Source organism: Candidatus Eisenbacteria bacterium (genome assembly GCA_035577985.1).
GTDB lineage: Bacteria > Desulfobacterota > Binatia > DP-6 > DP-6 > DATJZY01.
Genome location: DATJZY010000019.1, coordinates 18232 through 32629, shown reverse-complemented (window position 1 = coordinate 32629; position 14398 = coordinate 18232). Strand labels below are relative to the sequence as shown.

Sequence of the window (14398 nt, the reverse complement as noted above, 5' to 3'; positions counted from 1 at the left end):
CCCGTGTGCGTGCATCTGTAGAACGTCATGCGCGAGCACGAGTACACCGTCGAGCTGCCGCATTCGGCGCCGCGCCTGTGGTCGCTCTTCCAGCGCTACGATCTGTGGAAGGAGTTCGCGCCCGCCGTGCTCGACGTCGAGATCGTCTACCCGGGCGACGGCGGCGGGAACGGGCTCCTGCGCCGGGTGGTGTACCCGCTACCACTCGGGCGGCGGGGCCAATCCTTCGAGCTCGTGAAGAACGTCAGGCCGGGCAAAGGCTACGACTACATGATGCTGAGCTCGGGGCTCGAAGGCTCGGTCGTGCTCGAGCCGGTGGGACCCAACCGCACGCGGCTGCGCTTTCGCGAGCGCTTCCACATGAAGACGCCCGTCCTGCGCTGGTTCGAAGGACGGATCTATCGCTTCATCAACAAGAAGAACGAAGAGTCCATGCAGGGCGCGGCCGCGTGGCTCGACCGCCATCCCGAGTTCCATCCCGAGCTCGTCGATCGATCCTGAGCGCGCCTTGCGCCGCCGGCCGTCGTTCCGTACACGGTCCCATGCGGATCGCTCTCGCGCTGGTCGCCCTCACGCTCGCCACGCCCGGTCTCGCCAAGGACCTGGTGGTCCTGCAGCGCTCGGAGACGGGTGTGCCGGGAACGAAGCCCCGCGACGAGACGGTGTACTTCGCGGGCAGCAAGGTCGTGAACGACTCGCCGACGGCGCGGACGATCGTCGATCTCAACACCCAGACGATCACCGCGGCCGACAAGACCAAGCGCACCTACCACGTCGTCACCTTCGACGACCTCGCCGCGCAGATGGACGCGCTCCGCAAGGAGGTCGACAAGCTGCCGCCCGAGGCGAGGAAGATGATGGGCGGTCTCTTCGAGGAAGGGCCGCCGGTCGCCGTGAAGCCCACCGGCAAGACGGCCAAGATCGCCGGCTACGAAGCGTCGGAGTACAGCCTCAAGGGCGGCCCCTACGACGGCTCGGTGTGGACGACCCAGGCCATCCCGAAGCCGCCGGAGTTCCAGCGCTGGCAGAGCATCGAGCAGTCGGCCGGGGCGTCGCGCGGCCCGGGCCGCCAGCTCGGCGCGGCGATGGCGCAGCTCCCGGGGTTCCCGCTCCGCACCCGCATCGAGACCAAGGCCGGCGGCCAGACCTTCCTCGTGTCGAACGAGGTGGTCGAGGTGAAGGAAGGAAGCCCGCCGGCCGAGGTCCTGACGGTGCCCCCCGGCTTCACGCTGCAGGCGCTGCCGGGCCCGCCGAACTAGGACGCCGGCCCAAGACGTATCTTGGGTCGGTCTAGCCTAGCCGCGCGCGCGCAGCGCGAGCCCCGTCGCGACCGTCGTCAGCTCCTCGCCGCCGCGCAGGCGGTCGGCGCCGAAGCGATCGGCGAACAGGCGCCGCACGGCGGGAACGAACGCCGAGCCGCCGGTGAGGAACACGGTGTCGACGTCGGCAGGCGCGACGCCGATGCGCGCGACGAGCCCGTCCACCGTCCGCGCTATCGCTGCGAGCTCGTTGCGGATCCATTCGTCCATCGCCGCACGCGCGACGCGCGAGCCGAGGTCGATCGGTGGATCGCGAAACGCGAAGGCCGTGACCTCGTCGTGCGACAGCGCGTGCTTGGTGTGCTCGACGGCCGCATGGAGCTGGAACCCGAGCTCGCCCTCGATCAGGTGCTGGAGCGCGGCCACCTTCTCCGGCTCGAGCGCCTCGTGGTGGAGGCGCTCGAGCAGCTCGGTCGTCTCGCGGCTGCGCAGGAACGAGAGCTGATCCCAGCGCTCGACCTTCTCGTAGAGCCACAGCGGCACCGGCAGGATGCGCCCGAACGCGGTCCGATACTCCGAGCCGAGCCCGAGACCGGGCGCGGCGAGATGGCGGATCAGCCGCCCGTCGAACGCGTCGCCCGCGACCGCGACGCCGTCGACGCCGACGATCTCCGCGTCGGTCGGCGACAGGCGCACGAGCGAGAAGTCGCTCGTGCCGCCGCCGAAGTCGGCGATCAGCACCAGCTCCTCGTGATCGAGGCGCTCGCGATAGCCGAGCGCCGCCGCCACCGGCTCGTACTCGAACACGACCTCGTCGAAGCCCGCGGTCGCGAGCGCGGCGCGCAGGCGCCCTTCGGCGAACGCGTCGTCCTCGGGCGACTCGGCACCGGAAAAGCGGGCCGGCCGCCCGCACACGGCGGCGCGTCCGAGGTCGCCGAGGTCCGACTCGGCCGCCGCCCGCAGCCGGAGCACCAGGAGCCCCACCAGGTCCTCCAGGTGGTACTGGACGCCGAAGAGGTTCGTGGACGTGAAGAGCCGGCTCCCGAGATGCGCCTTGATCGACTGGATCAGCCGGCCGCGCTGTCCGGTCACGAGGTAGTCGTGGATCGCGGCCGGACCCGCCGACACGCGCGGCGGCATGCCGTTCGCCCCGGGCGCCTCCGGATCCACGTACAGCAGCGAGCGGAACGTCGTCGTGCGGTCGGCGCCGTCGGCGAAGGCGGCGAGCTGTGGCGCGCGGCCCGGCGCGGCGACCGCGACCGCGCTGTTCGTGGTGCCGAAGTCGATGCCGATCGACCGCGACGTCGTGCGCTATTCCTTGACGAGGATGTGCGCGGCGCACACGCTGCCGCCGCCCATCATGTGGCAGAGACCCGCGCGTGCGTTCGGCACCTGGCGCTTCCCGGCCGTGCCGCGGAGCTGGTGCACCGTCTCCCAGATCTGCGCGAGGCCGGTGGGGCCCCCGGGATGCCCGCGCGCGATGAGGCCGCCGTCGGTCGAGAAGGGCGTCTTGCCGCCGGGCGCGAAGCGTCCCTCCTCGATGCACTTCTCGGCCTCGCCCTCCCTACAGAAGCCCAGCAGCTCGTAGTACTCGAGCTCCTCGATCGCGAACGCGTCGTGCACCTGCACGAGGTCGATGTCGTTCGGCCCCATGCCGGTCTGCTCCCAGAGGTGCTTCGCGCAGTCGCGGCTCATCTGGGCGGGTCCGACGACGGGTCCCATGAAGAGATGGCCGCGCTCGTACTTCTCCGAGCCGAGGTGCGACGCGGCGATGCGGACGACGGGCTTGCCGGGCTGGTACTTCTTCGCCAGGTCGGCGCGACACACGATCGCCGCCGCGGCGCCATCGCCGATCGGACACGACATCATCGCGGTGAGCGGCCAGGCGACCATCTTCGACGCCAGCACCTGCTCGGGCGTGACCGTCTCCTTCGCCTGCCGCTGGCTCATGGGGTTGAGCGCGCCGTTGTTCCAGTTCTTGGCCGCGATGCGCGCCAGGTGCTCCGGCTTCGTGCCGCGCTCGTGCATGCGCCGCGTCGCCCACATCGCGAAGAAGGCGGCCGGGAGGATCGCCTCCTCCATCTCCTGCGGGCTCGGCGCCGAGCCCATCACCTGCGTCATCTTGTCGAAGCCGAGCACGAGCACGCGGTCGTAGTGCCCGGCCGAGACGGCGAGGAACGCCTCGCGGAGCGCGCACGAGCCGGTCGCCGACGCGTTCTCGATGCGCTGGACGGGCACGCCGGTCAGCCCCAGCTCCTTCACGGCGCGCGTCGCCGTCAGGGCCGGATGGAAGATCTGCCCCGCGTAGACCGCGTCGATGTCCTTGAACGAGAGCCCGGCGTCGTCGAGCGCGGCATTGCCAGCCTCGCACGCCATCTCGTGCACGCTGCGGTTCGCAAACATGCCGAACCGGATCATACCCACGCCCAGAATCGCGACCTTGTTCATCGTCGGTGTCCTTGGATCAGCTTCCGGCAGGCCGGAAGCGGAGGATGCAGACGTCGCGGCCGGCGTCCTCGCGGAGCGGCTCGACCTCGCCCACGAGCTGCATGCCGACCTTGTACTCGTCGCGCTTGCCGGCGAGCGGAAGCTGCATGCGCGGTCCCTCGGGCAGATCGATCTGCCCCACGCCGTAGCCGTCCATGTGCTCGACGCGCATCGAGCCGAAGAGCGGCATGTGCACCCAGGTGTAGCTGTAGAGCGTGCCGCGCGCCGCGATCTCGGTCGTCTCGAGCTTCCGCGAGAGGCACTTCGCGCACACCATCCGCTTCGGAAAGAAGTGCTCGCCGCAGTCCTGGCAGCGCGACACGACCACCCGCGGCGGCGCCGCCGGGTCGGCAGGAATGGTGAAATACCCCTCCTTGATGGGAACGCGGGGCCTGGGCGCTTCGCTCATAGGGGGCGGAACGTTGCACGCCCCGCCGGCGAAATCCAGCCGCGCGAGCGCACGTTTGCCCGGCGCGGCGGCACGGCCTACGAGCGATCGTGGACCCGTGGATCTTCGCGCGACACTGGACGCCGTCGTGAGGGCATTGCGCGACGAGCGCATCCCCTTTGCGCTGATCGGCGGCGTCGCCCTCGCCGCCCACCGTCATGCCACATGGTCGCTCGTGCGGAGGCGCACACGGTGCTCGGCGCCGAGACGGTCCCGGTGCTGCAGGCGGAGGACGTCATCGGCCTCAAGGTGCAGGCCTCGAGCAACGACCCGCGGCGCGTCGCTCTCGACATGGCGGACGTCGAGCGCCTCATCGTGTCGCGCCCAGGGCTCGATCTCGGCGACCACTTCCGCCTGTAGGGGCTATGCCCGCGCCGCCACGACGCGGCGGTTCGTGCGCTCGAGCTTGTCGGAGAGGATCTTCGAGAGGTTCAGGAACACCTTCGAGGCGATGCGCGGGTAGCGGCGCTGCACGCGGTCCAGGAAGCGCTGGTCGACCGCCAGCACCTCGACGTCGCTCGCGGCGACGACGTCGGCAGAGCGCTCGACGTGCCGCACGAGCCCCATCTCGCCGAAGACGTCGCCGCGCCGCAGCTCGTCGACGCGTTTGCGCTCGCCCTCGCCGTCGCCGATCCACACCTCGCTGCGCCCGTCGAGCAGGACGTACATCTCGTCGCCCATCTCGCCCGCGCGGATGATGGTCTCGCCGGGCCGGAACTTCTTCGCCTCGCCCATGAGCACGACGACGCGCGCCTGCGAGGGACGCAAGCCCGCGAAGAGCGGAATCGTGCTCGCCGGATCCTCGCCGAGCTTCACGCCGACCAGGTCCCACAGCGTGATGATCTTGGTCGTCCCGAGGACGGCCGGCAGCAGAAGCAGGTTCGCGACCAGCGCGGTCGCCATCGTGACGGCGGAGAGGACCCCGAAGTTCTGGATCGGCACGAAGCTCGAGAAGGCGAATGTCAGGAAGCCGAAGAACAGAGCCACCGTCGTGTAGAAGATCGGCACGCCGACCGTCTTCACGGCGCGCGTGATCGCCGCCGTCTGGTCCGTCTCGCCCTTCACCTCGAGGTTGAGGCGCGCCATGTAGTGCACGGTCGAGTCGACGGCGATGCCGAGCGCGATCGCCGCGATGAGGCTCGTGCCGAGGTTCAGCAGAATGCCGAGCCAGCCCATGACGCCGAAGAAGATCACGATGGGCAGGACGTTCGGGATGATGGCCAGGAACCCGATCCGCAGCGACAGGAACATCGCCGACATCACTATGAAGATGACGCCGAGCGCGATCGAGAGGCTTTCGATCTGCCCGGCGACGATGTCCGACGTCGTCCCGGTCTGGAGCACGAGGTTTCCCGTGAGATGCACCGGGAGATCCTTCGGGAAGTGGGTCGCGATGTAGGTGCGGATCCTCTGCAGCGTCTCTTCGATCGCCCGCGAGCCCGAGAGGCGCGTGCGCACGACGAAGTTCGCCGCCGAGAAGTCGGGCGTGACGGCGCCCTTGAACGTCTCCGACTTCGTCGCGACCATCTTGAGCACGTTCGCGAGCTTGCTCGGGTCTTCCCAGAACGTCCGCGGCGGCGCCGCCGGAACGAGGTTGCCCTGCTCGTCGATTTCGAGGTCGCCTCCCGTCGGTTTGTTGAGGCCACTCTCGAGCAGCTCGAGATAGTCGATGATCGAGAGGGTCGACGTGACGCCGGGCAGGCTCTCGACGAACCCCTGCAGGTCCTTGACGAGCTTCAGGACCTCGTAGCGCTTGAGCGTCTCCTTCTCGCCCTCGATGACGATGCTGAAGAGGTTCGAGCCCACGATCGACTTGTTGATCGTCTCGAAGTCGACCCGCACCGGGGCACGCGGCGTGAAGTAGTAGAGGAAGTCGGCGTCGACCTGGATGCGTCGAAGTCCGAACAGCGAGACGACGCCGATCGCGAGCGCGCCCAACATGATCGGGACGCGCGCATGCGACGCCGCCCACGCGAGCCGCTGGAGGACGCGATTGAGGAGCGGCGTGCCGGCCGCGGCGCGGCGAGCCACGCGCTCGACCGGCAACAAGGCCAGCGTCGCCGGGAGCGCCACGAGCGTGCTCGCCGTGAGGCACAGCACGCCCACGACGGCGAACTCGCCCAGCTGGAAGATCGCCGGGATGCGGTTCACCATGAGCGAGCCGAAGCCGACGGCGGTCGTGAACGCCGAGATGAGCAGCGGAACCCACACGCGCTCGAAGGCCCGTACCACGACCTCGGTGCGGTCCGTCCGGGTCTCGGTCTGCTCGTAGTAGCGCGCCATCACGTGGATGGCGTACGAGCATCCGACGACCAACAGGAGCGGCGGCAGCACGAACGTCCCGAGGTTGATGGCGTGCCCGGTCAGCACCATGATCCCGATCGTCCAGATGAGCGGGGTCACCACCGACAGGAAGGGCAGGATGACGCCGCGCTTGGTGCGAAAGGAGATCCACAGCACGACGATGATCAGTGCGACCGCGATCGGTGTGAAGCGGAAGAGATCCTCCCGCACCATGTCGACCGCTGCCTGCTTCACGTGCGACCCGCCGGTGAAGTAGAGGTGCTCCGAAGCGCTCTGCTCGGCGGCCAGGATCGCCGCGATCTGCTCGTCGAGCTTGAGGTCGGTGTAGGCCTTGTCCGAGAGGGGCTTGAAGAAGACGTTGATCGCCGTGCCGCGGTAGTCGTCGGACACCAGGTTCCGCCGATAGAACGGCACCTCTTGTAGCCGCTTGTGGAGCGCCGCGACGTCCTCGGGCGCGGGCGGCATGCGCGGGAGCAGCTTCGGGGGCGTGACGAAATCGGCGGCGATGTCCGGGGCGTTGGTGAGCGAGAACACCTTCTCGACGCCCGGCAGCTTCGCGAGGGCGAGCGTCACGCGGTTCAGTTTCTCGAGCGTCTGCGGCGCGAAGAGGTCGTCGGCGAGCAGGCCGACGACGCCGATGTCGTCACTGCCGAACGTGTCGAGGACCCGCTGGTAGTAGGTCACCGACTCGTCCCCGGCGGGCAGCACGCTGTCGAGCGCGCTCTCGATGCGGATCTGCAGCGCGTAGTAGCCGAGCACGGCCGTCGCCAGGGTGGCGACGGCGAGCGTGATCCACGGCTTCTCGGCGAGCCAGCGAGCGAACCGCAGCATCGGCCGCCGCACTATAGCGGAGGCCATTGCCGGGCTGCGAACGGCGCGGGAAGCCGCTATGACCCCGGCGTGCCCCGCGTCTCCGTCCTGATCCCCGCGTACGATGCCGCCGCGACGCTCCCGTCGTGCCTGCGAAGCCTCGCGCGCCAGACCGAGACCGACTGGGAATGCATCGTCGTCGACGACGGCTCGCGCGACGCGACACGGGCCGTCGCCGAGGAGGCCGCGCGGCGTGATGCACGCATCCGGGTCGTCGCGATTCCGCACGGCGGCATCGTCGCGGCGCTCGAGGCGGGGCTCGACGCGTGCCGCGCTCCGCTGGTGGCGCGCATGGACGCCGACGACGTCATGTGCCGGGGGCGGCTCGCCGCACAGACGGCGGTCCTCGCCGCCGATCCGGCGCTGGCCGCGGTCGGCTGTCACGTGCGCTTCTTCCCGCGACGCGGCATGACCGACGGTCTGCGCGACTACGAGCGATGGCTCCGGAGCGTCGACGGCCCGCGGCGCGTGCGCGAGGAGGCGTTCGTCGAGTGTCCCGTCGGCCATCCGACCCTCGTGATCCGGCGCGAGGTGCTGGCGCGACTCCGCTATCGCGACGCGGGCTGGCCCGAGGACTACGACCTCGTGCTGCGCCTGCTCGCCGCGGGGCACGAGATCGGCGTCGTCCCGCGCCGTCTCGTCGCCTGGCGCGACGGGTCCGCGCGCCTCACGCGCACGAGCCCCGTCTACGCGCAGGAGCGCATCGTCGCCTGCAAGGCGGCGTTCCTCGCCGACGGCTTTCTGGCCGGCGACGGCGCGTACGTCCTGTGGGGCCACGGCGGCACCGGTCGCGCCCTTCGCCGCGCGCTGGCCGCGCACGGAAGACGCCCGTCGCACGTCGTCGAGGTCCATCCCGGACGCCTCGGCAACCGCATCGACGGCGCACCCGTCGTCGCGCCGGAGCGCTTGACCGCCCTTCCGCGCGGGCGCCTCGTCGCCTCGGTCGCCGGCGCCGAAGCGCGCGCCGAGATCCGTGGCTTCCTCGCCCACATCGGCTGGGTGGAGCTGCGCGACTACGTCGTCGCCGCGTGAGTTCCGTCGGAGCGCGTCTCCGCCGCGGCGTGGAGCGCGGGGCGGCCGGCGCGAGCGCGCGTTTCGTCGCGGCGCGAGGTCGGGGGCGAGGCGGAGGCGCCTGCGAAGCGGCGCGACGCCGCGTCGGGCCGAGACGCATCGTGTTTTGTCGCGCGGCGGAGCCGAAGCCTCGCCCCCGACCTCGCGTCCCCGACAGCACTCTCAGAAGAGGATCAGCCCATAGTCCCCGATCCGGCGGTACCCGAGCGCTACATACGCACGCTGCGCCGCCGGGTTGTCCTCGCCGGTGAAGAGGATGGAGCGCGTGACGCCCTCGGCGCGCGCCGCGACGAGCGAGCCGGCGACGACGGCGCGGGCGTAGCCGCGCGAGCGCAGCGCGGGCGGCGTCCATACGCCCCCGATCTGTACGACGTCGGGTAGGCGTGCGTTGAACGCCGAGAACGCGACCGGGGCGCCGCCGTTCTCGAGCAGGAAGCTCGATCCCGCGCGATGCAGCAGCTCGATCTCGTCACGCGCGAGGCGACGGAGCTCGGGGCCGTCCACCCCGCCCATCAGCTCCGTGCGGTAGCCGACGCGCCATCGGGTGACGAGGTCGAGGTCGTCGGCGCGGGTCGCACGGCAATGCACGCGGCCTTCGGCGAGCGGTGCAGGCACGACGAGCGCTGCGAGCTCGAGGGCGAAGAGATCGTCGTGCGAGCACATGCGTGTCGCAGCGCCGTCGAGCCCGAGCGCCGTCCGCGCCGCCACGAGCTGCGCCCACGGGCCGACGATGCCGCGGATCCGGCGTCCCGACACGCGCACCGCCTCGCGGACCACGATCGCCACGGCCGCGGGCGCCTGCACGACGAGGCTGTCGTTCCAGCAGTGCGCCGCGACCCCGACCAGGCGATCACCGTCGAACGCCGCGGCATATGTTCCCTGGTACGGCTCGCCGCGGTCGACGATGCCTGCGGTGCGCAGGTTCGAACGCAGGAAGAGCGAGCTGTCGCGATGCTCGAGGAGGAAGGACTCGAGCGCCGGCACGTCGTCCGGACCGAGGACGCGAACGACGACGCTCATCGCGCCTCCCCGAGCGTCAGCGGCAGCGTGCCGACGTCGAGCTCGCGTGCAAGCCGCAACGCGAGCGTGTCGCGCTCGGCCGCGCCGCGCGCGACGAGCTGTGCGCAGCCGTCGCCCTGCGATCCGACGCCCTTCCCGCCCCACGCCAGCTCGCGGACCGCCGGGTGGGCGAGCACCTCGTGCAGCCGCGGCGCCGCCAGCTCCGTGCACGCGGGCGCGACCAGCGCGTCGAAGGTGGCCTGCGCGCGCGTCATCACGTCGCCCAGGGCGCGGGCGTCGCCGGTCGCGACCGCCTGGCGTGCCTCGGCAACCAGGGGCGCGTTGCGGGGTCCGAGCGCTTCGCGCACTCCGGCGGCGAGCGCTCCCGGCGCGTCCGGAAAGCAGGCGTTGAGATCGGCGAGGATGCGGCGCGTGTCCTTGCCGCGCCGGAGATCGACGACGAGCAGGTGGAGCGGCCCGCCCACCCCGAGCGGCTCGACGTCGAAGCCGGGCCCGTCGAAGGTGAGGAACGTGACCCGCCGTCCGTACGCGCAGACCTGATCCATGAGCCCGCATTGCGAGCCCGTGCGCCGCTCGCCGGCGTACGCGAGCCGCATCTCGTCGCCGAGCGACAGCCCGAGGTCGTAGAGCCGCCCGAAGGCGCGGGCGACCAGGACCGAGATCGCGGCCGATGACGACAGCCCCTTCCCCACCGGCAGGTCGTCGTGGACGATGCGGATGCGCGCGCCGCCCGTGCCGTAGCGGCCGACGATCTCGGCTGCGACGCCCGCCGCGTAGCTGAAGAACCCTCCCGCGGCTGCGACGGCTCCGAGCGCGTCCTCGCGTGCCGCCGTGCGCTCGGGCCCGCGTGCGCCGCCGTCCGGCAGGACCGTCTCGATCTCGACGGCGTCCGACCGCGACACCTCCGCGCGCAGACCTTGATCGGTGCCCGCGACGAGACAGTACCCCGGCGCGATTTCCGGGCGCGACGCCCGATGTGCGCCCGCCCAGTCGGCGTGCTCGCCGACGAGGCAGAGCCGTCCGGGGACGAAGAGCTCCTCGCTCACGCGACGATCGGCCGCTCGGTCGCGACGAAGAGCGGCGAGCGTTCGAGGTCGATGAACTTCCGCTCGTCCTCGAGGAGCGCCGCGCCCGCGGCCCGGCCCTCGGGCGTGGCCGTGGCGGCCGCGAGGTCGTCCGGACCGTCCCACCACAGCTCGGCCACGCCGTCGAACGCCTCGGGGCCACCGCGGGACGCCTGCAGTGCCTCGTTCAGCGGATGGCTCAGCGTGTGCGTCTGTACGTAGCGCCGGATGCGGAGCGCCGCCGCATGCGAGCGGACGAGCGGTGCGTGCCGATCGAACCAGTAGCGCTGGAACTCCTCGCGCGAGAGGTGCGAGAGCCGCCGCAGGCAGAACACGAGCTTCGTCATCGGGGGGCTCCGGGATTGTTCAGGAGGGCTTCGACCGCCGCCTGCGGCGGGTTACGGTCCTCGAGGATGGCGTCGACGCGCGCCCGCACGAACTGCTTCCACTCCGGGTGCGACAGGACGTAGAAGCGGTCGGCACGGATGGCGTCCACGACGACCGCGGCGACCTTCGCGGGCGGCATGCCCGCGGCGAGCAGATCGCGGGCCATCTGCTCGAGCTGGGCCCGTCCCGGAAGCTCCTGCGCCGTGTCGGCGAGGGTCGCAGGGCGATTGCGGCCCGAATCCATGATGCGCGTGTCGACGTACGCCGGGCACAGGACCGAGACGCCGATCTGCGTGCCCATCAAGCGCAGCTCGTGATGGAGCGTCTCGGAGAGCGCGACGACGCCGTGCTTGGTCACGTTGTAGACGCTCATGCCGGGGGCGCAGACGAGACCCGCCACCGAGGCCGTGTTGACGATGTGCCCCTCGCCACCCTGTGCGAGCAGGATCGGCACGAAGGTGCGCACGCCGTGGATCACGCCCCAGAGGTTCACCCCCAGCACCCACTGCCAGTCGGCGAGCGTGTGCATCCACGTGAGGCCCGAGACCGAGACGCCCGCGTTGTTGCAGACGACGTGCACGCCGCCGAACGCCGCCTGCGCGGCCTTGGCGAGCGCCTCGACGTCGTCGCTCTCCGAGACGTCGGTGCGCACGGCGATCGTCTTCGCGCCGGCGCGCGCGATCTCGTGCGCCGCCTCGTCGAGCGCACCCGCCTCCACGTCGGCGAGCACGACCCGCATGCCCTCGGCGGCGAGCGCCCCCGCGAGCGCGCGTCCGATGCCGCTCGCGGCACCCGTCACGACCGCCACCTTGTCGCGAAGCTCCTTCATGTCGATCCCTCCTCGGTTGCGACCGTGAACCTCGTTCCGATCGTCATGCGTGTGCGGCCGAGCTCGTGCACGCGCACCGGGCCCGCGAGCGGCCGGTGGACGACGCGATCGATCTCGACCGGCTCGCCGAACGTGCGCACGACCTCCACCGTCATCCGCCCGGCGCCGGGACGGTAGTGAAGGACCGCCCAGAACGCGGGGAAGAAGAACGGGCACACGAGGTGTGCGATCTCGCCTCCGGTCCGCGGCGAGAGATGGAGCGCCCGACCCGGCACGTCGAGCGCCGCGCCCGTGAGCGCGTTCGTCACCGCCCAGATCACCGGGTGCGTCATGTAGACGGACTCGCCGTTGCCGCGCAGGCCTCCGCTCCACGCATGGCCGTCGTCCCACAGGCGCTCGTAGAAGCGCCGCATCGTCTCGAGCCCGGCCGCGACCTCGCCCAGGTAGACCTGCTCCATCGCCTGGTAGGACAGCACCTGCCAGACGTACGTGAACTCCTCGCCCTCGGAGAGCCCCGCCGCGAGGCGGTGCGTGCGCTTCTCGCCGTCGAACGTCGCCTCCGACCACGGCAGCGCCGGGTGGCGCGCCGACGCCCGCTCCGCGCCCTCGACGAGCACGCGATGCTGATGCCGCAGGTGCCTCGCCGCCCGCGACGGGTCGACGACGGGATCGAGCCCGGCGTAGCGGGCGGCCCAATCGCCCGCGAGGGCGGCCGTGAAGATCGAATCGATCGTCTCGCAGCTCCGGTAGAAGCCGCGTGCGTCCCACAGCGTGTCGGTGCGACGCGCGGCGACCGTGTAGCGCTCCTCGTAGCGGCCGGCGAGCGAGGGATCGGCCGCCCGGGCGGCATCCTGCATCGTGCGCAGCGCCGCCAGGTAGAGCGTGGCCGTGTAGACGAACGTGCCCGGGAAGTCCCACACGTCGTACGTCGTGCCGCCCTCCGGCACCCCGTGCGGCGCGATCCCGGAGAGGTACTCCATGCCGCGCACCATCGCAGGCCAGAAGCGGTCGAGCAGGTCGCGATCCCCCGTCGTCCGCCAGAGCTTCCCCGCCTGCAGGACGAACGACATCGTGAGATCGGTCCATTCCTTGGCGGGCAGGAAGTCCTTGATGAACATCGGCCAGCCGTACGGCACGTCGGTCGTGCCGAGGCCGAGGTCGCAGTTGCCGTTACCGTGCGGGATGGCGCCGCGCGCGTCGGCGAGACGGCGGAACTCGTCGAGCTCGGTCACGTCGAGGTCGGTGAAGAACACCGACGTGTACGGGTGCGCGGACAGGCGCTGGTCATTGGTGCCGGTGAGGCCACCCATCGGCCAGTGCCAGTCGAGCCCTTCGAGCGTGTACATCCGACCGCTCGCGGGCACGATCGTGTTGCAGAGCGTCGAGTCGATCGAGCTTCCGAGCGCCCGCACGAGCCAGTGCGGGAGCGTCGAGGCTTCGAGCAGCGCCGTCACCTCGGTCGAACCGTGCTCGAGCTGACGGCGGTGGTCGAGGACGTGTGCCGCGACGGCGTCGACGGACGCGAAGTGGCATTCGTAGACGTGCCCGACGCGCGTGCCGTCGTGTGGGCCGTCGGTGCCACGCACGGCCAGCGCGGGCTCGGTCACGTGATCGGGCGTCCACCAGGCGAGCACGAACACGATCTCCGCGACGGCGCGTCCGGCGAGCCGGGTGCGCGCCGCGACGGCGGCGGCGGGGCGATGGCCCTCGTCGTCGCCGAGGCGCCCCGACTGGCGAGACTCGATGCGACCGTCGCGCGCGAAGTCGTCGAGCACGAACGGCCGCGCGCCGCCGGCATCGAACCCGTCGCAGACCGTGATCTCGAGACCCGGCGCCGGCTCGGCCAGGAGGAGGTATTCGCCGACGACGCCGGCGCGGTGTGCGCGCGCGTCCCACCGCTGCGTCGTGCGGAAGCGGACGCCCCGACGCACGCCCACCGCCGCCGCTTCCTGGAAGTCGCCCGCGACGCCGTCGTAGACGATGCGGGCGCGCACGCCGGTCAGCTCCTGCGCGGGGCCGAGCTCGACGCCCAGGTGCCCCGTGCCGCCGCGTCCGAGCAGGTTCTCGAGCGCGAACAGGACGGCGACGTCGCATGGCGCGTCGGAGCGGCTCTCGATCCGGAAGCGGAAGACGGCCGCCGGAAGGGTCGAGTCGCGCACGTCGTGCGGCACGTGCGGCGTGAATCCCTCGAGCGCGACCTCGACCGGCAGCTCGTCTTCGAAGGCGAGCGCGAAGGCCGGCGGCATGCCCGCGAAGATCGTCGAGCGCACGGGCTCGACGCCGGCGTACTCGTCCTCGCGCGCGCGGCGCAGCATCACCATCCGGCGGCGATCCTGCTGCGCCACGAAGAGCGCGTGGAACGCGCCGCGCACGTTCCGGATCGGGCACATCCAGTTGTTGTTCCACCGGAACTCGCCGAACCCGCCGTCCGTCGCCAGGGTGAAGCCACCGGCGCCGATGCCGCCCATCGGAAAGCCGCGGGTCGCGCGCGCATCGATGTAGGTCCCGGTCGAGGGATCGAAGCCCGCCCGCAGCGGCATGCCGAGTCGCTATCCGAGCCTCGCCGACCGGGTCAAACGTTCACCGGCATGGCCATTGCATTTGATGGCATCGGAAAGGCGGGGCCGCCGTACCGTCGTGCTGGAAACCCAGGCGATCG

At 71.1% G+C, this 14398-nt stretch carries 13 protein-coding genes; 4 read left to right on the top strand and 9 right to left on the bottom strand.

Annotated elements, in window-relative coordinates:
• Positions 1–27: 27 nt before the first annotated feature.
• The gene (locus VMS22_02395) at positions 28–501 is read left to right on the top strand and encodes an SRPBCC family protein (GenBank protein ID HXJ32862.1); all 474 of its coding nucleotides are present in this window, start codon (positions 28–30) and stop codon (positions 499–501) included.
• A 41-nt stretch (positions 502–542) separates the two neighbouring features.
• On the top strand, positions 543–1259 hold the full coding sequence (locus VMS22_02390; GenBank protein HXJ32861.1) for a DUF4412 domain-containing protein: 717 nt from the start codon (positions 543–545) through the stop codon (positions 1257–1259).
• A gap of 36 nt (positions 1260–1295) precedes the next feature.
• On the opposite strand, the gene VMS22_02385 is transcribed toward VMS22_02390, so the two are convergent.
• The 3 genes from VMS22_02385 to VMS22_02375 all read right to left on the bottom strand — a co-directional run bounded on the left by VMS22_02385 (position 1296) and on the right by VMS22_02375 (position 4155).
• Positions 1296–2429 carry an Hsp70 family protein gene (locus VMS22_02385; protein ID HXJ32860.1) on the bottom strand — a complete coding sequence of 378 codons (1134 nt, stop codon included), beginning with the start codon at positions 2427–2429 and terminating at the stop codon, positions 1296–1298.
• Positions 2430–2570: 141 nt separating this feature from the next.
• On the bottom strand, positions 2571–3707 hold the full coding sequence (locus tag VMS22_02380) for a thiolase family protein (protein ID HXJ32859.1): 1137 nt from the start codon (positions 3705–3707) through the stop codon (positions 2571–2573).
• Between the two features lie 16 nt (positions 3708–3723).
• A complete protein-coding gene (locus tag VMS22_02375; protein ID HXJ32858.1) occupies positions 3724–4155 on the bottom strand; it encodes a zinc ribbon domain-containing protein in 432 nt (143 codons plus the stop codon).
• Positions 4156–4359: 204 nt separating this feature from the next.
• On the opposite strand from VMS22_02375, the gene VMS22_02370 reads away from it, so the two are divergent.
• Entirely contained in the window at positions 4360–4554 is a 195-nt protein-coding gene (locus tag VMS22_02370) for a hypothetical protein (GenBank protein HXJ32857.1), read from the top strand.
• A gap of 3 nt (positions 4555–4557) precedes the next feature.
• Here the strand turns inward: VMS22_02370 and VMS22_02365 are convergent, their stop codons facing one another.
• Positions 4558–7329, bottom strand: coding sequence for an MMPL family transporter (locus tag VMS22_02365; protein ID HXJ32856.1), 2772 nt, complete (start codon positions 7327–7329; stop codon positions 4558–4560).
• Positions 7330–7398: 69 nt separating this feature from the next.
• Between VMS22_02365 and VMS22_02360 the strand changes: the two genes are divergently transcribed.
• On the top strand, positions 7399–8400 hold the full coding sequence (locus tag VMS22_02360) for a glycosyltransferase family 2 protein (protein HXJ32855.1): 1002 nt from the start codon (positions 7399–7401) through the stop codon (positions 8398–8400).
• A 201-nt stretch (positions 8401–8601) separates the two neighbouring features.
• Here VMS22_02360 and VMS22_02355 read toward each other — a convergent pair whose 3' ends face one another.
• Genes VMS22_02355 through VMS22_02335 form a run of 5 tightly spaced genes read right to left on the bottom strand, consistent with a single transcriptional unit; the run spans position 8602 to position 14279 of the window.
• A complete protein-coding gene (locus VMS22_02355; GenBank protein ID HXJ32854.1) occupies positions 8602–9459 on the bottom strand; it encodes a GNAT family N-acetyltransferase in 858 nt (285 codons plus the stop codon).
• Entirely contained in the window at positions 9456–10505 is a 1050-nt protein-coding gene (locus tag VMS22_02350) for a GHMP kinase (protein ID HXJ32853.1), read from the bottom strand. Before VMS22_02350 ends, VMS22_02355 begins: the two co-directional genes overlap by 4 nt.
• Positions 10502–10870 carry an EthD domain-containing protein gene (locus VMS22_02345; protein HXJ32852.1) on the bottom strand — a complete coding sequence of 123 codons (369 nt, stop codon included), beginning with the start codon at positions 10868–10870 and terminating at the stop codon, positions 10502–10504. The genes VMS22_02350 and VMS22_02345 overlap by 4 nt, the downstream gene beginning before the upstream one ends.
• Complete coding sequence (locus VMS22_02340) at positions 10867–11739, bottom strand: SDR family NAD(P)-dependent oxidoreductase (GenBank protein ID HXJ32851.1); 873 nt, start codon at positions 11737–11739, stop codon at positions 10867–10869. Before VMS22_02340 ends, VMS22_02345 begins: the two co-directional genes overlap by 4 nt.
• Complete coding sequence (locus VMS22_02335; protein HXJ32850.1) at positions 11736–14279, bottom strand: GH116 family glycosyl-hydrolase; 2544 nt, start codon at positions 14277–14279, stop codon at positions 11736–11738. The genes VMS22_02340 and VMS22_02335 overlap by 4 nt, the downstream gene beginning before the upstream one ends.
• Positions 14280–14398 lie beyond the last annotated feature (119 nt).